At 60.8% G+C, this 21321-nt stretch carries 21 protein-coding genes and 1 tRNA gene; 9 read left to right on the forward strand and 13 right to left on the reverse strand.

The genetic code is table 11. The features are described 5' to 3' along the window. Positions 1–5 precede the first annotated feature (5 nt). The 3 genes from rpmE (at position 6) to GLP43_RS00160 (ending at position 1715) form a co-directional block, all read left to right on the forward strand. Complete coding sequence (rpmE, locus tag GLP43_RS00150) at positions 6–227, forward strand: 50S ribosomal protein L31 (RefSeq protein ID WP_093917552.1); 222 nt, start codon at positions 6–8, stop codon at positions 225–227. A 205-nt stretch (positions 228–432) separates the two neighbouring features. Then, on the forward strand, positions 433–750 hold the full coding sequence (locus GLP43_RS00155; protein WP_237277720.1) for a hypothetical protein: 318 nt from the start codon (positions 433–435) through the stop codon (positions 748–750). Between the two features lie 155 nt (positions 751–905). Further along, positions 906–1715, forward strand: coding sequence for a division plane positioning ATPase MipZ (locus tag GLP43_RS00160; RefSeq protein WP_005849997.1), 810 nt, complete (start codon positions 906–908; stop codon positions 1713–1715). Between the two features lie 69 nt (positions 1716–1784). Here the strand turns inward: GLP43_RS00160 and GLP43_RS00165 are convergent, their stop codons facing one another. After that, positions 1785–2231, reverse strand: coding sequence for a MarR family winged helix-turn-helix transcriptional regulator (locus GLP43_RS00165; RefSeq protein WP_237277721.1), 447 nt, complete (start codon positions 2229–2231; stop codon positions 1785–1787). Positions 2232–2330: 99 nt separating this feature from the next. Between GLP43_RS00165 and fahA the strand changes: the two genes are divergently transcribed. After that, positions 2331–3584 carry a fumarylacetoacetase gene (fahA, locus tag GLP43_RS00170; RefSeq protein WP_237277722.1) on the forward strand — a complete coding sequence of 418 codons (1254 nt, stop codon included), beginning with the start codon at positions 2331–2333 and terminating at the stop codon, positions 3582–3584. Positions 3585–3885: 301 nt separating this feature from the next. Next, complete coding sequence (locus GLP43_RS00175; protein ID WP_237277723.1) at positions 3886–5553, forward strand: ABC transporter substrate-binding protein; 1668 nt, start codon at positions 3886–3888, stop codon at positions 5551–5553. 77 nt (positions 5554–5630) lie between these two features. Here the strand turns inward: GLP43_RS00175 and GLP43_RS00180 are convergent, their stop codons facing one another. The 5 genes from GLP43_RS00180 to hemE form a co-directional block, all read right to left on the reverse strand. Beyond that, entirely contained in the window at positions 5631–6947 is a 1317-nt protein-coding gene (locus tag GLP43_RS00180) for a TRAP transporter large permease (protein ID WP_237277724.1), read from the reverse strand. Position 6948: 1 nt separating this feature from the next. Further along, positions 6949–7530, reverse strand: coding sequence for a TRAP transporter small permease (locus GLP43_RS00185; protein ID WP_237277725.1), 582 nt, complete (start codon positions 7528–7530; stop codon positions 6949–6951). A 95-nt stretch (positions 7531–7625) separates the two neighbouring features. Beyond that, positions 7626–8660, reverse strand: a complete 1035-nt coding sequence (locus tag GLP43_RS00190; protein WP_237277726.1) for a TRAP transporter substrate-binding protein — start codon at positions 8658–8660, stop codon at positions 7626–7628. Positions 8661–8859: 199 nt separating this feature from the next. After that, positions 8860–8936, reverse strand: a tRNA-Met gene (locus GLP43_RS00195). A gap of 62 nt (positions 8937–8998) precedes the next feature. After that, the gene (hemE, locus tag GLP43_RS00200) at positions 8999–10048 is read right to left on the reverse strand and encodes a uroporphyrinogen decarboxylase (protein WP_237277727.1); all 1050 of its coding nucleotides are present in this window, start codon (positions 10046–10048) and stop codon (positions 8999–9001) included. Positions 10049–10157: 109 nt separating this feature from the next. Here hemE and hemC point away from each other — a divergent pair, with 109 nt between their 5' ends. Then, positions 10158–11111, forward strand: coding sequence for a hydroxymethylbilane synthase (hemC, locus tag GLP43_RS00205; RefSeq protein WP_237277728.1), 954 nt, complete (start codon positions 10158–10160; stop codon positions 11109–11111). Positions 11112–11213: 102 nt separating this feature from the next. Next, positions 11214–11780 carry a fasciclin domain-containing protein gene (locus GLP43_RS00210; RefSeq protein WP_237277729.1) on the forward strand — a complete coding sequence of 189 codons (567 nt, stop codon included), beginning with the start codon at positions 11214–11216 and terminating at the stop codon, positions 11778–11780. A gap of 107 nt (positions 11781–11887) precedes the next feature. Here GLP43_RS00210 and hemF read toward each other — a convergent pair whose 3' ends face one another. The 4 genes from hemF to clpS are packed head-to-tail and all read right to left on the reverse strand — an operon-like array spanning position 11888 to position 14976. Continuing rightward, positions 11888–12781: an oxygen-dependent coproporphyrinogen oxidase gene (hemF, locus tag GLP43_RS00215; protein ID WP_237277730.1), complete on the reverse strand. Its 894-nt coding sequence runs from the start codon at positions 12779–12781 to the stop codon at positions 11888–11890. A 27-nt stretch (positions 12782–12808) separates the two neighbouring features. Then, positions 12809–13609, reverse strand: coding sequence for an SDR family NAD(P)-dependent oxidoreductase (locus tag GLP43_RS00220; RefSeq protein ID WP_237277731.1), 801 nt, complete (start codon positions 13607–13609; stop codon positions 12809–12811). Between the two features lie 29 nt (positions 13610–13638). Beyond that, a complete protein-coding gene (locus tag GLP43_RS00225) occupies positions 13639–14631 on the reverse strand; it encodes a class I SAM-dependent methyltransferase (RefSeq protein ID WP_237277732.1) in 993 nt (330 codons plus the stop codon). 3 nt (positions 14632–14634) lie between these two features. Then, on the reverse strand, positions 14635–14976 hold the full coding sequence (gene clpS, locus GLP43_RS00230; RefSeq protein WP_005850026.1) for an ATP-dependent Clp protease adapter ClpS: 342 nt from the start codon (positions 14974–14976) through the stop codon (positions 14635–14637). 90 nt (positions 14977–15066) lie between these two features. On the opposite strand from clpS, the gene GLP43_RS00235 reads away from it, so the two are divergent. Together GLP43_RS00235 and GLP43_RS00240 are read left to right on the forward strand one after the other, a co-directional pair. Beyond that, complete coding sequence (locus GLP43_RS00235) at positions 15067–15759, forward strand: HAD family hydrolase (RefSeq protein WP_237277733.1); 693 nt, start codon at positions 15067–15069, stop codon at positions 15757–15759. 245 nt (positions 15760–16004) lie between these two features. Continuing rightward, entirely contained in the window at positions 16005–17510 is a 1506-nt protein-coding gene (locus GLP43_RS00240; RefSeq protein ID WP_237277734.1) for a D-alanyl-D-alanine carboxypeptidase family protein, read from the forward strand. An 11-nt stretch (positions 17511–17521) separates the two neighbouring features. Here GLP43_RS00240 and GLP43_RS00245 read toward each other — a convergent pair whose 3' ends face one another. Genes GLP43_RS00245 through GLP43_RS00255 form a run of 3 tightly spaced genes read right to left on the reverse strand, consistent with a single transcriptional unit; the run spans position 17522 to position 21317 of the window. After that, entirely contained in the window at positions 17522–19120 is a 1599-nt protein-coding gene (locus GLP43_RS00245) for an ABC transporter ATP-binding protein (RefSeq protein ID WP_237277735.1), read from the reverse strand. After that, the gene (locus GLP43_RS00250; RefSeq protein ID WP_237277736.1) at positions 19117–20223 is read right to left on the reverse strand and encodes an ABC transporter permease; all 1107 of its coding nucleotides are present in this window, start codon (positions 20221–20223) and stop codon (positions 19117–19119) included. Before GLP43_RS00250 ends, GLP43_RS00245 begins: the two co-directional genes overlap by 4 nt. 5 nt (positions 20224–20228) lie before the next feature. Continuing rightward, entirely contained in the window at positions 20229–21317 is a 1089-nt protein-coding gene (locus GLP43_RS00255; RefSeq protein ID WP_005850034.1) for a microcin C ABC transporter permease YejB, read from the reverse strand. Between the last annotated feature and the right edge of the window lie 4 nt (positions 21318–21321).

Here is a 21321-nt window from a genome sequence, read left to right on the forward strand (position 1 = left end):
CTGTCATGAAAGCCGATACACACCCCGAATACCACACGATCAACGTCAAAATGACAGACGGCACCGTTGTGGAAATGAAATCGACCTACGGCAAAGAAGGCGACCAACTGGCGCTGGATATCGACCCCTCCGTGCACCCTGCATGGAACGGCGGCACATCCCGCTTGATGGATACCGGTGGCCGCGTGTCCAAGTTCAAAAACAAATACGCAGGTCTGGGCTTCTAAACCCTTTCCATTGCGGAATTCAGAAATGGCGTGCCCTCGCGGGTGCGCCATTTTTCGTTTCGTGACTGTGGCTTAGCCCGAGGTGCGACATCGCGTCCTTGCCCAAGGGTCAGGTCACATTTTACGGAACAAAGCGGCGGCTGTTTAGGTTTTAGAAAGCAATGACGGCCCATAGTCTTCGCAGCCCTCCACGAAAGGTTCGCTGATGCCCGCTTTCCCGCACTCCACCCCACCCCGACCGCCTCGCGGTGCCAACAGCAGCAAGGCCCCGCTCCCGCAGGCTGATCCCGCCCCCCTCCCGGCGGAGGATTTGACCGCCGCCCGCGATCTGGTCGCCCGTGGCAGCTATGCGCAGGCGCTGGTGCTTGCTGGCGCGCTGGAACGTCTGCACGGGCCCCATGATGCGCTGACCCAGATCGCCGCTGATTGCCGCGCCCATCTGGATGTGACCCAGGATACTGCCGTCGCGATCGACACCGGCGGCATGGGCGCGCACACCCCGCCGCTGCGCCGATCGGGCTAGCAGGCACTGCCCCTGCGCGGCGCGTTCCAGCGGGTGAATTTCGCAACAATAACCACAATCTAGAGCCACAAACGCTTTCAAAAGCGCCATCGCTGCCATATGGTTTTTCCCAATGTGACCCCGATAAAAACGGGGAGTGAAAGGGACAAAAGGCAATGGCGCATATCATCGTCGTCGGGAATGAAAAAGGCGGGGCGGGGAAATCCACCGTTTCGATGCATGTGGCGACAGCCCTTGCACGGATGGGGCATAAGACCAGCGTGCTGGATCTGGACCTGCGCCAGCGCACCTTCGGGCGCTATGTCGACAACCGTAAATCCTTCCTCGCCAGTGCCGAGCTCGACCTCCCTTCGCCCGAGATGCACGAATTGCCCGAGATCGAGGCAAGCAGCCTGCAGCCCGGCGAAAATATCTACGACCATCGCCTCAGCGCCGCCGTGGCAGAGCTTGAACCGACGTCCGATTTTATCCTGATCGACTGCCCGGGCTCCCACACCCGTCTCAGCCAGGTGGCCCATTCGCTGGCCGACACGCTGATCACGCCGCTGAACGACAGCTTTATCGATTTCGATCTGCTGGCGCGCACCGACGCTATGGGTGACAAGATCACCGGCCCCTCCGTCTATTCCGAAATGGTCTGGAACGCGCGGCAGTTGCGGGCACAGGCGGGCCTTGCCCCGATTGACTGGATCGTTGTGCGCAACCGCATGGGCGCGCAGCGCATGGTGAACAAGGACAAGATGGAACGCGCCATCGCCAACCTAAGCAAGCGCATCGGGTTCCGCATTGCCCCCGGCTTTAACGAACGCGTCATTTTCCGCGAACTTTTCCCCCGTGGCCTGACCCTGCTCGACCTCAAGGACATCGGCGTCAAGCAGCTGAACATCTCGAATGTCGCGGCACGGCAAGAGCTGCGCGACCTGATGAAAGCGCTAGACCTACCCGGCGTCGACATCAACTTTTGAACCCGCGCGCGGGGGCATGTGCCCCCAGTCGCCCTCCCCTTCGCCCTCTGGCTCCCCGACAGCCCGCTGTCAGCCCGCGCTGCCCTGTCCCGCCGCCAGCTTGACCAGCAACCGCTTCAGCGTCTCCCGCTCCGCCGCCGATAAATCCGCCGTTAGACGCGCGTCATAGGCCTTTGCCACTTCGTAAAGATGCTCATAGGCCGCGCGCCCCTGTGTCGTCAGGGACAGCATCTCGGTCCGGCGGTCGTGATCCCCGCGCAGCCGCGTCACAAAGCGTCGCTCTGTCAGTTTTTGCACCGCACGGCTGATCTTGGTCTTATGCATATTCGCCCGCTGCCCGATATCGCTGGCCGTCATCTCGCCATAAAGCCCCAGATGAAACAGCACCCGCCACTCGGTCCGCAGCATCCCGTAGCGATCTTTATAGGTGCGCTGAAACGCCAGACTGCTTACCTCAGCCGCCTGATTTAGAAGGTAGGGCAGGAAATGGGTCAATTCGAAATTCTGGTCTGGCATCAGGGCAATCGCTTGTTAGTTACACAAAGGACTATTACCAACGAAGCAGATTTTGCAAGGTAGCTTTCACGCGCCCGCAGCGACACGCAAGGAACACCGATGACATTGCTCACCTCTTGGGTTGAAAGCGCGAACAGCGCCGACACCGACTTCCCGCTCAACAATCTTCCGTACGGAGTGTTTTCCACCGATACGCTCGAACCGCGCTGTGGCGTGGCGATCGGGGATATGGTGCTCGACATGGCCGCGGTAGAGGCCGAAGATCTGATCCTGCTCCACTTCGATCCTGTCTTCGATGTGCCCTATTGGAATGACGTCATGGATCTGGGCCCCGACGCATGGGCCACCCTGCGCGACCGCCTGACCGACCTGCTGGCAACCGGCAGCCCCGACCAGGCCAAGGTCGCCCCGCATCTTGTCCCAATGGCTGACATCCGCCTGCACATGCCGATTGTCGTCTCGGAATACACCGATTTCTACGCGGGCCGGCACCATGCGACCAACGTCGGCACGATGTTTCGGGGCGCGGAAAACGCGCTGCCCCCGAACTGGCTGCATATGCCCATCGGCTACAACGGTCGCGCCTCGACCGTTGTTGTCTCCGGCACCGACATCCGTCGGCCCAACGGGCAGATCAAACCGGCGGACGCCGAGACCCCGCATTTCGGCCCCAGCCAACGCCTTGATATCGAGCTCGAGATGGGGGCCATCGTCGGCACCTCCACCGATATGGGCGACACCCCCAGCGTGGCCGAAGCGGACGAGATGATCTTTGGCTATGTGCTGCTGAATGATTGGTCCGCACGCGACATTCAGGCGTGGGAGTATCAACCGCTCGGCCCGTTTCAGGCCAAGGCCTTCGCCACCAGCATCTCTCCGTGGATCGTGACGAAAGCGGCGCTTGAACCCTTCCGCGCCTCCACGCCCGAGCGCGAGCTTGATCTGCTGCCCTATCTGGCAGAGCCGAAACCGATGCTCTACGACATCGACCTCTCCGTGATCATCCAGCCCGACGGCGGCGAACAGCAGGTGATCGCGCGCACCAATTACAACACGATGTATTATTCCGCCCCGCAACAACTGGCGCATCACGCGTCGTCTGGCTGTGCGATGAACGCGGGCGATCTGCTCGGCTCCGGCACCATCTCCGGCCCCGACAAAGATGCCCGCGGCAGCCTGCTCGAACTCAGCTGGGGCGGCGCGGAACCGATCGCGCTGAACGATGGCACCACCCGCAGCTTTGTGCAGGACGGGGATACGATGATCCTGACCGGCCACGCCGCAGGCGACGGGTATCGCATCGGCTTCGGGGCCTGTGCCGGTACGATCCTCCCCGCGAAACCCACGCCATAACCGCGCTTCATTTTGCCAAATAAACTCCCGCCGGAGGCGCCCAACAGCGCGCCCCGGGTCGCGCGTCTGATCCTGAACCGGATCGGGCGCGCAGTGCGTTTTGCGCAAACCCCAGTGACCGCCGCTGCTGTGGGTTGACGCACCGCCGCGCAATGCTTGAAACTCTGTGATACATGCTAGTTACATTCCTAGCCAATAAACGCAGCAAAGCTGCATCACCGCAAAGCATCCAGCGCCTGTGCTTGTGCTTCGTATCCGCCGCCCGAACCATAGGGGCAGCACCCGACCAGAGAGGAAGATCATGACGTTCTTAACCCGTACCGGCACCCCCTTACCCGCTGCCATCCACGCCTCTGCCGAAGCTGCCAAACGCGATCCGGTCAACCGACGCGAGTTTCTGGCCCTCGCCAGCGCCTTTGGAGCCACGGCGACAACCGCTTATGCGATGATCGGCATGGCAGCGCCCGCACATGCGGCCGCGCACAAATCCGGCGGCACCGTACGGATGCAGATGGAGGTCCGCGCGCTGAAAGACCCGCGCACCTACGACTGGTCGCAGATCGCCAACATCACCCGTGGCTGGCTTGAATATCTCGCGATTTGGGAGAATGACGGCACCTTCACCCCCGCATTGCTCGAAAGCTGGGAGATCAACGAAGACGCCACCGAATATGTGCTGAATGTGCGCAAAGGGGTCACGTGGAACGATGGCACGCCCTTCACTGCCAACGATGTGGCGCGCAACATCACAGGCTGGTGCGATAAATCGGTCGAGGGCAACTCGATGGCCGGGCGCTTTGCCACGCTGATCGACGAAGACTCCGGTCAGGCGATCGAAGGCGCGATCACCGTGGTGGATGACCATACGGTCAAGCTGTCGCTGCCCCGCCCCGACATCACCCTGATCCCCGGCATGGCCGATTACCCCGCTGCCATCGTCCCCGAAGGGTTTGATCCGGAAACCATGCTCGACAACCCTGTCGGCACCGGTGCCTACCTGCCTGAATCCGTCGAAGTCGGGATCAAGGCCGTGTTGGTCAAGAACCCCGATCACATATGGTGGGGCACCGAAGTCTACGGCGGGCCCTATATCGACCGGCTGGAATACATCGACTACGGCACTGACCCTTCGGCCTTTGTCGCCGCCGCCGAAGCAGAAGAGATCGACGCCACCTATTCCATAGAGGGTGAATTCATCGACGTGTTCAGTACGCTGGACGGCTGGAACCAGAACGAAATCGCCACGGGTGCGACCATCGTGATCCGCCCCAACCAACTGGCCGAGGTGGATGGCAAGACACCCTACGCCGATGCGCGTGTCCGCCGGGCGCTGGCCATGGCGGTCGATAACGCCGTGCTGCTTGAACTGGGCTATGCCGGTCGCGGGCTGGTCGCCGAAAACCACCACGTCGGCCCGATGCACCCCGAATATGCCGAGCTTCCCCCGCGCGAGGCGGACCCCGAAGGTGCCCGCGCCCTGATGGAAGAAGCCGGCATGGCCGACTACGAGCACGAGCTGTTTTCCATCGACGATGCATGGCGCAAGGACACTACAGATGCGGTCGCCGCCCAGTTGCGCGACGCTGGCATCAAGGTGAAACGCACGATCCTGCCGGGGTCGACCTTCTGGAACGACTGGACGAAATACCCCTTCTCCTCGACCAATTGGAACGCGCGTCCGCTGGGTGTGCAGATCTGGGCGCTGGCCTATCGCTCGGGCGAGGCATGGAACGAATTTGGCTGGTCCAACCCCGAATTCGACGCGCTTCTGACCGAGGCCCTCTCGGTCGCCGATGTCGAAAAACGTCGCGCCCTAATGGCCAAAGGCGAAGAGCTGATCCAGAACGAAGGCGTCACGATCCAGCCTTACTGGCGCTCGCTTTATAACCACACCCGCGAAGGGCTGGTCGGGGCCGGACACCACATCGGCTTTGAATACCACCCTGCGCGCATGGCCTGGACGTCGTAAACACCAGTTTGCCATTCCCAAAACAAAAGGTCCGCGTCAGACGCGGCCCTTTTTTCATCTCACAGCGCCTTGCCCCGTCAGGGCAGCAGGAACAGCGTGATCGCGGGGAACATCACCAGAATGATCACCCGCACAATGTCGGAACCGACAAAATACATCACGGCCTTATAGGTCTCTGTCATCGGGGTTTCACGGTCCATCGAGTTGATGATGAACAGGTTCATCCCCACCGGCGGCGTGATCAGACCGACCTCGACCACGATCAGCACAAGGATGCCGAACCAGATCGCCAGATGCTCTGTGCTCATCCCGAAATCCATCGCCGAGATGACAGGGAAGAAGATCGGCACCGTCAGCAGGATCATCGACAGGCTGTCCATCAGGCAGCCGAAAATGAGGTAGAAGACAAGGATCACGACCAGCACGAACCACGGGCTATAGCCCTGCCCCACGACCCAGTCAGCCATGAATTGCGGCACGCCGGACAGGGCCAGAAAGCCGTTATAGAACCCGGCCCCCAGCACGATGAAAAAGATCATCCCCGTGGTTTTGGCCGTGCCCATCAGACTGTCCCGCAAGACCGCCCAGTTCAGACTACCCGCCAGCAAAGCCGCCAGACCAGTGCCCGCGGCACCCACAGCCGCGCCTTCGGTCGGGGTGAACCAGCCCAGATAGATGCCGCCCACGACGACGAAAAAGATCACCAGCACCGGCCATGTATTCGCCAGCGCCTTGAACCGTTCCCCCATAGGCACCGCAGGGCGCACGCCCGCAGATTTGGGGTTCAGACGCACGTAGATCGAGATCGTGATGACATAGCCGATGGCCGCCAGCACACCGGGCAGGAAGGCCGCCAGAAACAGCTTGGCGATATTCTGCTCTGTCAGGATCGCATAGATCACCAGAATGACCGACGGCGGGATCAGGATGCCCAATGTACCCCCTGCGGCCAGTGTCGCGGTGGAAAACCCGCCGGAATAGCCATAGCGCCGCAGCTCGGGCAGCGCGACCTTCGACATGGTTGCCGCTGTCGCCAGCGAGCTGCCGCAAATCGCGCCGAACCCCGCGCAGGCCCCCACGGCCGCCATCGCCACACCACCGCGACGATGCCCCAGAAAGCTCTCTGCCGCTTTGAACAGGGCTTGGCTCATCCCCGATAGGGTCGCGAATTGGCCCATCAGCAGGAACATGGGAATGATGCTCAGCGAATAGCTGGAAAACGTCGTGTAGGTCTCGGACTTGAGCTTTGACAGCAGCGGCGTGGGGTTGCCCCCCATCGCCAGATACCAGCCGCCAAACCCGCACAGCAGCATCGCCAGCCCGATGGGGGCGCGCAAAAAGATCATCAACAGCAGCACAGGAAAGGACCAGAAGCCCAGTTCTAGGTTGGTCATCTTAGTGCGCCCCTTGTTCGCTGGGAAGAATATCGGTGCCGCGGATCGCCTCTATCACGCGGATCACGGCGCAATAGGCCGCCACAACGCAGGCAATCACGCCGGACGAAAAGCTGGCGGCATAGGCCCACCACACAGGGAACTGCAGGAACAACGTCGTCTCGCCGTTGCCCAGATAGCGTTGCATCCCCTCGTAGAGACGCCAGATGATCAGCACGATCACCGCGGCCAGAACGACCTCCCAAAAGGCGATAATCCAGCGGTTCGCAGCGCGCGGCAAAAACGAGGTAAACACATCAACGGACGCATGCGCGCCGTAATACTGGCAAATCGGCAGGAACGAGAAGATGGCGAAAGCGACCCCCGCCTCCAGCAATTCGTAATTGCCGTTGATCTCGCCGATGCCCATGTCAATCAGCCCCTGCGACAGGCCGGCCAGCTTCTCCTGAAAGAAGGGGCTATGCAGCATCTTGTTGACCGTGCGCCCGATGATAGAGGCCGTGGTCATCAGCACCAGCGCCATCAGCACCAGCCCTCCGATCACGGCGGTAAAGCGGGCAAGAAAATATATCAGCCGACGCATGGTTCTCTCAATCTTGTCTAGGTATTTTGGGGTGTATCAAGCAATCAGGCCCGCGGCGCAGGGATGCACCGCGGGCCTGCTATCGTCGTCAGGGATTATTTGCCGTAGGCATCCATCAATTCGCGCGCTTCGTCGATCAGCGCCTGACCGTCGATGCCCTTGCTGTCCATATCGGCAATCCAGCTGTCATAGATCGGCTGCGACGCATCGCGCCAGACTTGGGTCTCTTCTTCGTTCAGCTCGACGATGTTGTTGCCCAGATCAACCGCGACTTGACGCGCAGGGCCATCGGCATCGGCCTGCGTGCCCCCCGCAAAGACCGAAAATTCCAGACCGGAGTTTTCATCCAGAACCTTTTTCAGCTCATCCGACAGCCCGTCATAGCGGTCCTTGTTCATCGCCAGCACGAAGGTCAGCGTATAAAGTGCAGCACCGTCAAATTCGGTGTGGTTCTTCACCAGTTCCGGCACTTTCAACGATGGCGTCACTTCCCACGGGATCGTTGTGCCGTCGATCACCCCCTTGGACAGACCTTCGGGAATCGCCGGAACCGGCATGCCCACTGGCGTCGCGCCGGTAATCTCGAGCAGCTGGTTCACCAGACGCGACCCGCCGCGAATCTTCAGGCCCTGCATATCGTCAGGCGACCGCACTTCGGTGTCGGTGTGTAGCATGCCGGGGCCGTGCACCCATGTGCCCAGAATATGTACGTCCTTGAACTCGGTGTCTTTCATGTGCTTTTCGAACATCTGCCAATAGGCAGAGCTCGCCGCGCGGGCGTCGGTGACCATAAAGGGCAGCTCGAACACTTCGGTCGTGGGATAGCGGCCGGGGGTATAGCCCACCACGGTCCAGACGATATCGGCCACACCGTCAATCGCTTGGTCCATCAGCTCCGGTGGCTTCCCGCCAAGCTGCATGGAGGGGTAGCGTTCAATCTTGATCTTGTTGTCGCTGGCGGCTTCGACCTTATCGGCCCAGACATCCAGAATAAGTTTGGGCACATTGGCCTGTGGCGGCAGGAACTGGTGCATGCGCAGGGTGACCTCTTGCGCCATCGCGCCGGTCGCGCTCATGCCAACGGCAAGGGCCGCACCCGCGATCCCCATCAGGGTTCTTCTCATCATCATTCTAATCTCCCGTGTTCAGTCAAAACGGACCGCTCTGTTGCCGAGCAGTTCCGAGCCTTTAGCTAAGCAACACTCTGACACCAGCGACACGGGTTTATCAATCGCTGATGCAAGCCAGCAAAAAACACACAGCAGGCGCAAACGAACGCGCAAGGCCACAGGATGCGCCTAAAACTTAAAACTGTAAGGGGGGGGGAGATGGTGGCGTTACCTGGATTTGAACCAGGGACCTAACGATTATGAGTCGTTCGCTCTAACCAACTGAGCTATAACGCCATCGGCGCTCCGAGTATGACAGGCTTCGGCCCCCGTCAAGAGCCAAAGCCAATCTTATTTGATTATTCGCCTTCGCGCACCGTGTCGATCATGCGCTGCACGTTGTCAGGGTCGGCATCCGGCGTGATCCCGTGACCAAGGTTAAAGATATGCGGCCCCTTGGAAAAGGCTTTGACGATCTGGCGCGTATCGTCCACCAACGCCTGCCCGCCGGTGACCATATGGGTCGATGCAAGGTTGCCCTGCACGCAACCATCCACCTGCACATGTTTGGCCGCCCAATCCGCCGAGACGGAGTTATCCAGCGCTACACAATCCACCCCCGTCGCCTTGGCGAAGCCGATGTATTTATCGCCGGCCTCGCGCGGGAAACCGATGATCGGAATACCGGGATGGCGCTTCTTCAGCTCTTGCGTGATCTCGCGTGCAGGGGCCAGCGCGTATTTCTCGAAAGCATCGCCCGGCAGCGATCCTGCCCAGCTGTCAAAGATCTTCATCACCTCGGCACCTGCGTCAATTTGCGCAGACATATATTCGATGGTCGCCTTGGTAATCAGGTCCAACAGCTTCTCGAACAGGGCGTTATCCTGGGTGCGCAGCAAATGCGCAGGCCCCTGATCCTTGGTCCCCTGCCCCGCGACCATATAGGTCGCCACAGTCCAAGGCGCGCCGGCAAAGCCGATCAACGTCGTCTCGCGCGGCAGTTCACCGGCAAGGTTGCGCACCGTCTGATAGATCGGGTTCAACGTCTCGTGGATATCGCTCACGGGCCGCAGCTGGTCAAAATCCGCCTGCGTGGTGATCGTGGACAGGCGCGGCCCTTCGCCGGTGACAAACCACAGATCAGCGCCAAGTGCCTGCGGTACAAGCAAAATATCCGCAAAGAGGATCGCCGCATCAAACCCGTAACGACGGATCGGCTGCAAGGTGACCTCGGTCGCCAGATCGGGGTTGTAGCACAAAGACAGGAAATCCCCCGCCTGCGCCCGCGTCGCCTTATACTCGGGCAGATAGCGTCCGGCCTGCCGCATCATCCAGATCGGCGGCACCGGCAGCGTCTCTCCGGCCAATGAACGCAGAATGGTTTTGCTTTGCGTGTCGGTCTGCGGCATCGGGAATTCCTACTCTTCAATGGTTTTGTCTTAGGTCAAGATGTAGCGCCGCGATGTCAAGGCAATGGCACCGCTTGTCAGATCAAATCCACACCCCTAAAGAAGAGCCATGACTGTGAACCTGCCCACCCCCGAAAACCCCATGCGCATCGGCACCCGCGGCTCGCCTCTGGCGATGGCCCAGGCCTATGAAACCCGCGCCCGTCTGGCCGCTGCGTTTGAAATTCCACAGGCGGCGTTTGAAATCGTCGTGATCAAAGTCACCGGCGATGTCATTCAGGATCGCCCGCTCAAGGATATCGGCGGCAAGGGTCTGTTCACCCGCGAAATCGAAGAAGACCTGCTGGCGGGCAAAATCGACATCGCCGTGCATTCGATGAAAGACATGCCCACGATCCAGCCGGGGGGCCTGCTGCTCGATACCTACCTGCCGCGCGAAGACCCGCGCGACGCCTTTGTCGCGCCCACCCTCTCGGCGCTGGACCAACTGGCCGAAGGCGCGGTCGTCGGCACCTCCAGCCTGCGCCGTCGTGCGCAGCTGCTACACCAGCGTCCCGACCTGCAGGTCGTCGAATTCCGCGGCAATGTGCAGACGCGGCTGAAAAAGCTCGCCGATGGTGTGGCCGAATGTACCTTCCTCGCCGTGGCCGGTCTGAACCGTTTGGGCATGCAACACGTCCCCGCCACGCCGATCGACGATACGCTGATGCTGCCCGCGGTGGCGCAAGGGGCCATCGGCATTGAACGCCGCGCCGGTGACCTTGATACCGAAGCCATGCTCGCCGCGATCCACGACACCCCCACGGGCCAACGTCTGGCAGCCGAACGCGCCTTTCTGCTCACGCTTGACGGATCGTGCGAGACTCCGATCGCCGGGCTGGCCACGCTGGACGGCGACACGCTCCACCTGCGCGGCCAGGTCCTGCGCCCCGACGGGTCAGAGGCGATTGCCGGTGACCGCAGTGGCCCTATCTCAGACGGCGGCCTGATGGGGGTCGATCTGGCGCAAGACCTATTGTCGCAAGCAGGCCCCGGCTTCTTCGACTGGCACGTCAAAGGATAACATCGAAAATAAATTCGCGCTCTGTTTGAAACTAAGCGCAGCATGGCCCCGTTGCTTCGGCATGATCAACAAATGATCACGATATAAACCGAGGAGACCACCATGACTTTCGCTAAAAAGATGATGACCGCAACCGCAGCTCTGGCCCTGACTGCCGGTGCGGCTTTCGCCGACGAGATGAAGAACCCCATGGTCGGTGGTGCTGAAATGTTCGCCGACAAGAACATCGTTGAAAACGCCGTGAACTCTGCCGACCACACCACATTGGTTGCTGCTGTGAAAGCTGCCGGTCTGGTTGATACCCTCGCAGGCGAAGGCCCCTTCACCGTGTTCGCCCCCACCAACGCTGGCTTCGACCGTCTTGAGCCAGGCACCGTCGAAATGCTGGTCAAGCCCGAGAACAAAGAGCGTCTAACCGAAATCCTGACCTGCCACGTGGTCGGCAAGGCTGTGATGGCCGACGCGCTGCAGGGCATGATCAAGGACGACGGCGGCGAGCACCCCGTGCCGACACTGGGCGGCTGCACGCTGCAAGCCTCCTACGCCGATGATGGCCGCATGAAGCTGGTGGATGAAAACGGCAACGCCGCCTTCGTAGAGATCGCGGACGTCAAACAGTCCAACGGTGTGATCCACGTCATCGACGGCGTGATGCTGCCAAAGCAGTAAGCTGACACCCCACTAAACGAAAAGGCCCCCGACCTGCACGGACGGGGGCCTTTTTCATTCCAAATGGCAGCTATCCCGGGGGAGCCCGCAGGGCGGGGGCTGGCCCCCTAGATCCACTTTGCCAAAGGCGGCAGGCTCATGAGAACCGCATTGGCGTCATGGCCGGTTTCCAGCCCGAATTTCGTGCCGCGGTCATAGACAAGGTTATATTCGGCATAAAGCCCGCGATGCACCAACTGCGCTTCCTTGTCTGCCTCTGACCAGTCTTGCGTGATCCGCTTTTGCACCAGCGGCAGATAGGCGGGCAGGAAGGCGCGGCCGATATCCTGTGTCAGGGCAAAATCCGCCTCCCAATCGCCTGTCGCGTGATCATCCATAAAGATACCGCCGACCCCGCGCGCGCGGTGACGGTGCGGGATATAGAAATACTCGTCCGCCCAGGCCTTCAGCCGCGGGTAGAGATCGCTGCCATGAGGGTCCAGATGCGCCTTTTGCACGGCGTGGAAATGCGCTGTGTCTTCGTCATACTCGATGCAGGGATTCAGATCGGACCCGCCGCCGAACCAGCTGGCATGGGGGGTCCAGAACATGCGGGTGTTCATATGGACCGCCGGGGCATGCGGGTTCTGCATATGCGCGACCAGACTGATGCCCGACGCCCAGAACCGCGGGTCTTCGGCCATACCGGGGATGCCCTTGCGCGCCGCCATCGCGGTCTGCGCGCGCTCTCCCAATGTGCCGAACACCGTAGAGACGTTGACGCCGACCTTTTCGAACACGCGCCCGCCACGCATCACGCTCATCAGACCGCCGCCCGCGTCACTGCCATCCTCGCTGCTGCGTTTGGTCGGGGTCACCTCGAATGTGCCGGGCGCGGCATCAGACAGCGGGCCCTTGGCGTGGTCACGCTCCAGCGTCTCGAATGCCTCCACGATCTGGTCGCGCAGGCTGCGGAACCACTCAGCGGCGCGGGTCTTCTCCGCCTCGAAATCAATGGTCATGCGCAAAGCCTTTCGTTACTGCGTACTCTAGTGTGCCGGCGCGTCCACGGCGTCCAGCAAGGACCGCCCCCCGTCCACAACGATCACTTCGCCTGTCAGGAAACTTGAGCTGTCGGCGGCAAGATATTGGATCGTGTCGGCCAGCTCTGACGGCGATGCGATGCGCCCCAGCGGCGTGTGGTTGCGGATATCGTCGCGCCACTCGCGGTTCTCGGCGCAGGAGGCTTTCAGCGACCCGCTCATCACCGACCCGAAGGCCACGGCGTTCACCCGGATGCGATGCGGTGCCAGCGTCAGCGCCATCGACCGCGTCATCTGCTCAAGCGCTGCCGCCGCCATGGAATAGGCCATCAACTCGGGCCGTGTGTGCCGCGAGGTGGTCGAGCTGAGGTTGACGATGCTGCCTACGCTGCCCTCTTCCTTGCCCTCGGACTGTTTGATCATGCGTTTGGCGACCTGCTGCGTCAGCTGCATCGCGGTCATCACATTTTCCTGCCACAGAGTTTCGACGCTGGTGTCGTCATTGTTCAGCGCATCCGTCGGCAGGAACTGCCGCGAGGCGTTAACCAACACGTCGACCTCGTCAAAGGCGTCGATGGTGGCAGAGACAAGGTTCGCAATCGTCAGCCGTTGCCGCAGGTCGCCCGCGAAAAAGCGGATGTTGCCTTCGTCCTTGGCATCGCCCAGCTGTTCGACCAGCGCTTTCTCGTCGATATCGGCACACATCACATTTGCGCCCTTGTCGGCGAATTGCCGGGCAATCGCCAAACCGATACCGTTCGCGGCCCCGGTGACGATGACGCTTTTGCCAGAGATTGAGAATGACATAAATCGTTCCTTAATCAGGCGCGGCCCGCCTATCGGCGTTTGCGCAAAGGCCGTGCCGCGTGAAACAGTTTGAACCGCGCATCGCCGCCGATTTCCTCGACATGGGCGAAACGGGTTTTCAGCTCTGCCTCATAGGGCAGATGACGGTTCGCGACCATCCACAGCTTGCCTTGCGGCGACAGGATGCGTGCTGCCGTGGCAACAAACGCCTGCCCGATCTGCGGTTCAGCCGCGCGACCGATGTGGAAGGGCGGGTTCATGATCACGCTGTCCATGCGGTGGGGCGGCTCCCAGCTTGTGGCATCCTCCCATGCAAAGGACGCGCGATCATCGGTGACATTGCGGCGCGCACATTCCAGCGCCATATGCCCCGCTTCAACAAGGTAAAGGGTCTTGATGTCAGGCCGTGTCAGCGCATGGGCCGACAAAAAGCCCCAACCGGCCCCCAGATCGGCAACCTCGGACCCGAGCTTCTCGGGCAAGGCATCCACCAGCAGCGCCGAGGCCAGATCGACACCATCGGCGGAAAAGACCCCCGGCGCGGTCCAGAACCCGCCTTCGGTCAGCTCCGGCCCCTGACGCCAGTCGGAAAAGAACTCCGCCGCCGGTTCCGAGATCCAGAACATCTTGCCGTGGGCTTTTGAAATCGGGCCCTGCACGGTCACACGGTCGCGCATCTCGCGCAGGACACTATCGGCACCGTCGGTCTTTTGCCCATCGATCACAACGATCCCGTCGCATACCTCGCAGGCGGCGGCGATCACGGCGCGGGCTTCGGCCTTGGCGCGTGGCAGGCAGACGATACAGGCCGCATAGCGGTCCTTGATGGTGCGCACGACATCATAGCCGCGCGCGGCCCATGCGTCATAATCCGGTTTGAAATCATGGATAATCTGTACGCGGTCTTTGTCCAGACCGGGCAAATCACTGTCACGGGGGGGCTGAAAGACGGCAATCGTCCCTTCAGCTGGCAACTCAAGACCACCGCCGTCAAGCGCCAGTTGCAGACGTGCATCAATCACGTGTTATTCTTCTTTTTCCATGGTGCATTGCAGCGGGTGCTGGTGACGCCGGGCGAAATCCATCACCTGCGCGACTTTGGTTTCCGCGATCTCGTGGCTGAACACGCCCACGACCGCCAGCCCTTTTTTATGCACGGTCAACATGATCTCGAAGGCTTGGGCATGGTTCAGCCCGAAGAAGCGTTCAAGCACGATCACCACAAATTCCATCGGGGTGAAATCGTCGTTCAACAGCATCACCTTGTACAAAGGCGGCCGCTTGGTCTTTGGTTTGGTCTTGGTCAACAGATCGGTTTCGTCATCGTCCCGATCTTTGCCCGCCATCATAAGATCATCAAGGCGCATTGCTGCTCCTGCCTGAGAAGTCGTTTCAAGTGAGTCGTGTAGGCGTCTATATAACCCTAAAGCAGAATTAGAAAAGAGGGCGCGCCAAAGATGGGCAATCCGCTAACGACCATCGGTTTTGATGCCGATGACACTTTATGGCACAATGAACGCTTCTTTGCTTTGACACAGGTCAAATTCGCGGAACTTCTTGCCGATTGCACCGACCGCGACAGCCTGATGGACCGGCTGCTGGAGGCAGAGCGGCGCAACATCCCCCACTACGGCTTTGGCATCAAAGGGTTCACCCTCTCGATGATCGAAACCGCGATAGAGGTAACCGAGGGCCGCGTGCCTGCCGATGTTATCTCCGAACTGCTGGCGGCGGGGCGGGATATGCTGGCCCATCCGGTCGAACTGCTGCCCGATGTGCGCGAAACCCTCGACGCCTTGCAAGACGACTATCGGCTGGTGCTGGTGACCAAGGGCGATCTGCTGGATCAGGAACGCAAGCTCGCTGAATCCGGCCTGCGCGATATGTTCACCGCGATTGAAATCGTGTCGGACAAGACCCCGCAAACCTACCAACGCATCTTTCATACCCACGGCGACGGCCCGGGCCGTGGCATGATGATCGGGAACTCCATGAAATCAGACGTGGTGCCGATGATCCACGCGGGCGGGCATGGCGTCTATATCCCCCACGGCAAGACTTGGGCGCTGGAGCATGCCCCCGCCCCGAGTGATTCGCCTCGCTTTCACCAGATCAAGCGCCTGTCCGAAGTGGCAGACCTGCTGCCCTGATCGCCGCTGTATTCTCGCCTTACCTTCGCTGCGTTCCCGCCCAACTCTTGCCACATTCCCGCCACAATCGCCCCTATAGTGGCGGAGTTTTAAGCACACGCTATATGTGCTGCGCGGAAATCGCCGCTTTTCCGGGCTGCACCACATCGAACGCCTTTATCGAAAACACGTCCTATGGTAACCTTACCTTAATAATAATGGTCAGTTGAAAAATCGACGGCCGAGGCAGAGCAAAGGCAGTTATGATGAGAGTGCGGCGTGTGCAGCCAGCCCGGTATGGGCTATTTATTCTTGCGGCTATATGGATCTTGCTGATCCTGCCGCTCAGCGCAATGGCGGCCCCCTACGCCGCCTATGTGATCGACGCCCGAACCGGCGAAGTGTTGCACTCCCGAAACGCGGATACCCGTCTGCACCCGGCCTCCCTCACCAAAATGATGACACTTTATATCGCATTCGAGGCGATTAAACGCGGTGAGATCTCGCTCGACAGCAAGGTCAAGATCACCAGCCACGCGGCGTCCGAACCGCCCAGCAAATTGGGGCTGAAATCGGGCCAAACCATTTCTTTGCGCTACCTGATCCGCGCCGCGGCCGTCAAATCTGCCAATGACGCCGCCACCGCCATCGGGGAAGCCATCGAAGGGTCCGAGGCCAAATTCGCCCGCCGCATGAACCGCACCGCCAAGGCGCTTGGCATGACCAACACCACCTTCAAGAACGCCCACGGCCTGACCGAATCCGGTCACATGTCGACCGCACATGACATGACCATCATGGGCCGCCACCTGCTCTATGATCACCCCGAATACTACAACCTGTTCTCGCGCATCACTGCCGATGCGGGCGTGCGCAAGGTCAGCCACACCAACCGCCGTTTTCTGGGCTCCTACAAGGGCGCCGATGGCATCAAAACAGGCTACACCCGCGCGGCGGGCTTCAACCTGACCGCGTCGGCGGAACGCGGCAACGAACGCGTTATCGTGACCGTTTTCGGCGGCACCTCTACCAGCGCGCGCAACGCCAAAGTCACCGAACTGATGGATCTGGGCTTCCGCCGCGCCCCTTCTCGCGCGCCGCTGAACAAACCGTCCAAGCCGGTCTACGCCGATGTCGAGGATACGCCTGGCGCATCCGGCGGCGCGGGCAAGGTCATCCGGCTTGTGGGGGCCGTCACCACCTCCAAACGTCCCACATTGCGCCCCGGTCACCAGCCGCAGGTCGTGGTTGCCACCGCCGAGGTGCCCCAAGCGACCTCTCCGATCCTGAACTCAGACATCACCGCCGCGCTGAAAGAGGCACAGCAAACCGCGCCGCCCGTCGTCGCAGAGGCCCCTGCCCCGACACCGGAACCCGCGGCAGAAGCGGAAACCCTGCTCGCCTCGGTCTCGGTCCGGCCCACGCTGCGCCCATCCTCCGCCGCATCGCTGGTTGAAACCGCCGCGGTCAAACAGGTCACGCCCAAAGCCCCCCCTGCCCCCGAAGTCATCACTCGCGTGTCGACATCAGGCGGGCGTCACTGGGGCGTGAATGTGGGCCGCTATCCCAGCCGCTATGCCGCCGAGAAAGTCTTGCTGAAAACCGCATTGTCCGAAATCTCGACCCTCGACGGCAGCCTGCGCAAAGTCGTGCGTCGCCCGCAAGGGTTCGACGCCAACTTCCTCGGCATGACCCGCGAGACAGCCGATCTGGCCTGTCGCCGTCTGGTCGCCCGCAATGTGAACTGCTTTATGATCGGGCCAAGCTCTTAAGCTTGGCCTGCTCAGGTCGTCGCCTGTAGCAAGGTGCGCGTATAGTCGGACTGCGGATTGTCATACAGCGTATCGACATCGCCATATTCGACCACATCCCCCCGCTTCATCACCATCACCTTATGCGACATCGCGCGCACGACCTTCAGGTCGTGGCTGATGAACAGATAGGCCAGCCCGTATTTGCGCTGCAGGTTGCGCAGCAGGTCCACGATTTGCACCTGCACGGTCATATCCAGCGCCGAGGTCGGCTCGTCCAGCACCAGCAGCTTGGGTCGCAGTACCATCGCCCGCGCAATCGCAATCCGCTGACGTTGCCCGCCGGAAAACTCGTGCGGATAGCGGTCCATCGTGGCCGGGTCCAACCCCACCTCGATCATCACATCACGCACCAGTTCGCGCGGGTTGCGGTCCGGGTCCACCTTATGCACGCTCAGCCCTTCGGCGATGATCTGCATACAGGTCATCCGCGGCGACAGGCTGCCGAACGGATCCTGAAACACGATCTGCATATCCTTGCGCAACCGCCGCAACTGCCGCGTGGACCAACTGCGCACGTCCTGGCCCATAAAGCTGATCCCCCCTTCAGAGGAGATCAACCGCATGATCGCCAGCGCCAGCGTCGTCTTTCCCGACCCGGATTCACCCACGATACCAAGGGTTTCCCCCGCGCGGACGGACAGCGACGCGTCATTGACGGCCTTCACGTGATCCACCGTCTTGCGCATGAACCCCTTCTGGATCGGGAACCAGACCTTCAGATGATCGGTGCTGGCAATCACCTCGGCATCGGGGGCGACCGGGTCCGGTCGGCCCGACGGCTCCGCCCCCAAAAGCTTGATCGTGTAGGGGTGCTGCGGGTTGTCAAAAATCTCGTGCGTGGGGCCGTGTTCGACAATCTCGCCCTGTTTCATCACGCAGACGCGGTCGGCAATGCGGCGCACGATGCCCAGATCATGGGTGATGAACAGCAGGCCCATGCCCTCGCTGTCTTTCAGCTCTTTCAGCAGGTCCAGTATCTGCGCCTGAATGGTCACGTCCAAAGCCGTGGTCGGCTCATCCGCGATCAGCACATCGGGCTTGTTGGCCAGCGCCATCGCGATCATCACCCGTTGCCGTTGCCCGCCCGACAGCTGGTGCGGGTAGGCACCCAACCGGCTCTCCGCATCCACGATCCCGACCTTGTCCAGCAGTTCAAGGATACGCGCCCGCGCCTCGGCCCCCGCCACGCCCTGATGCAGCGCCAGCGATTCCGCCAGCTGCTTTTCGATCGTATGCAGCGGGTTAAGCGAGGTCATTGGCTCTTGAAAGATAAAGCTGATGTCATTGCCGCGCACCTTGCGCAGCAGCTTGTCGCTCGCCCCGACCATCTGCTGCCCGTCATAAAGCACCGATCCCGACACCTCGGCACTGTCGCCCAACAGCGATACGGTGCTCAGCGCCGATACCGATTTACCCGAGCCGGACTCCCCCACCAACGCCACGGTTTCTCCGCGCTGCACGGCAAAGCTCACGCCCTTGACCGCATGGGTCAACGCACCTTCCTGACGGAAGGACACGCGCAGGTCCTCAACTTGCAGCACCGCAGTGGACGGGGTCGAAGGCGTCATGAGAACGTCTTTCTCGGGTCAAAGGCGTCGCGGATCCCTTCAAAGATAAAGATCAGCAGCGACAGCATGATGGCAAAGGTGAAGAACGCGGTGAACGCCAGCCAGGGCGCTTGCAGGTTCTGCTTGGCTTGCAAGGTCAGCTCGCCCAAAGACGGTGCCGACGACGGCAGGCCGAAGCCCAGAAAATCAAGGATCGCAAGCGTGCTGATCGTGCCGGTAATGATAAACGGCAGCATCGTCAGCATCGCGACCATCGCATTGGGCAGCATGTGGCGGAACATGATCGTCATATTCCCCACCCCAAGTGCACGCGCCGCACGCACATATTCAAGGTTCCGCGCCCGCAAGAATTCCGCCCGTACAACACCCACAAGCGATGTCCAACTGAACAGCACCAGCAAGAATACCAGCAGCCAGAAACTACGCCCCAGAATGGCGAACATGATGATGATCACATACAGCGACGGGGTCGAGGTCCAGATCTCGATCACGCGCTGGAAAATCAGATCGGTCCAGCCGCCAAAGAACCCCTGCACCGCCCCTGCGATGATCCCGATCAGCGATGCGGCCCCCGTCACAATCAGGGTAAAGATGATCGACAACCGGAAGCCATGAATAACCCGCGCCAACACGTCACGTTTGGTACCATCGGTGCCCAGCAGGTTCTGCCCGTTCGGCGGCAGCGGGGCCGCACCGGGCCGGTCCACGGCGGTATTAAAGCTATAGGGGATAGGCGGCCAGATCGACCAGCCCGCCGCAATCGCCTCGCCCGCGACGTCACCATCCTGCGCGTCTTCGATGATCCCCTCGGGGTCGTCCAGACAGTCGATCACCCCGCCCGAGGCGATCAGACATTGAACCTCGGGGTCGCGGTAGACCGCTTCGGTCAGGAAATCACCGCCGAATTCGGTCTCGGGATAGAACTTGAAAATCGGCATGTAGTAATCGCCGCGATAGTTCACCAGGATCGGCTTGTCGTTGGCCACAAATTCAGCGAACAGCGAGATGCCAAACAGGATCGCGAAAATCCAAAGGCTCCAATAGGCGCGGCGGTTACGGGTAAAGTTACGCCAGCGGCGTTGGTTCAGCGGGGATAGCGCCATCGGGTTCAGCCCTCGCGTTTTTCAAAGTCGATGCGCGGGTCGACGACCACATACATCAGGTCAGACAGGATACCGACCAGCAGACCGATAAGGCCAAAGATGAACAGCGTGCCGAAGACGATCGGATAGTCCCGCGCAACCGCCGCCTCGAACCCCAGACGGCCCAGACCATCAAGGCTAAAGATCGTCTCGATGATCAGCGAGCCGCCAAAGAACACACCGATAAACACCGCCGGAAAGCCCGCGATCACGATCAGCATCGCGTTGCGGAATACGTGGCCGTACAACACCTTACGCTCTGACAGACCCTTGGCCCGCGCAGTGACGACATATTGCTTCTTGATCTCGTCGAGAAAGCTGTTCTTGGTCAGCAAGGTCAGCGTCGCAAAGGCCGAGATGGTCGAGGCCAGCACCGGCAGCGTGATGTGCCAGAAGTAATCAGCGACCTTGCCCAATGGGCTTAACTGGTCAAAATTATCCGAGGTCAGCCCCCGCAGCGGGAATATCTGCCAATAGGACCCGCCCGCGAACAGCACCAGCAGCAGGATCGCGAACAGAAAGCCCGGGATCGCATAGGCCGCGATAATCGCGCCCGATGTCCATGTATCAAAGGCCGTGCCATCCTTGACCGCCTTGCGGATGCCAAGGGGGATCGACACCAGATAGGCGATCAACGTCGACCAAAGCCCCAGCGTGATCGAAACGGGAAGCTTCTCCTTGATCAACTCGATCACGCTGATCGACCGGAAGTAGCTGTCGCCGAAATCGAACCGCATGTAGTTCCACAGCATGTTCACGAACCGCTCTACCGGCGGCTTGTCAAAGCCGAACTCTTTCTCAAGCTCTGCGATGAATTCGGGCGGCAGGCCCCGTGCGCCAACGTAATTCTCGTTGCCGCCGGTATCTGCGGCATTCCCCGCATCCGATCCCCCGCCAGAGAACCCTTCGAACACGTCACCACCGCCCTGAATACGCGCGATCGCCTGCTCAACAGGCCCACCCGGCACAAACTGCACCAGTGCAAAGTTGATCAGCATGATCCCAAGCAAAGTCGGTATGATCAGCAACAGCCGTCGAAGAATATATGCGCCCATGGCC

Origin of the sequence: Sulfitobacter sp. M39 (genome assembly GCF_021735935.1) — a bacterium.
GTDB lineage: Bacteria > Pseudomonadota > Alphaproteobacteria > Rhodobacterales > Rhodobacteraceae > Sulfitobacter.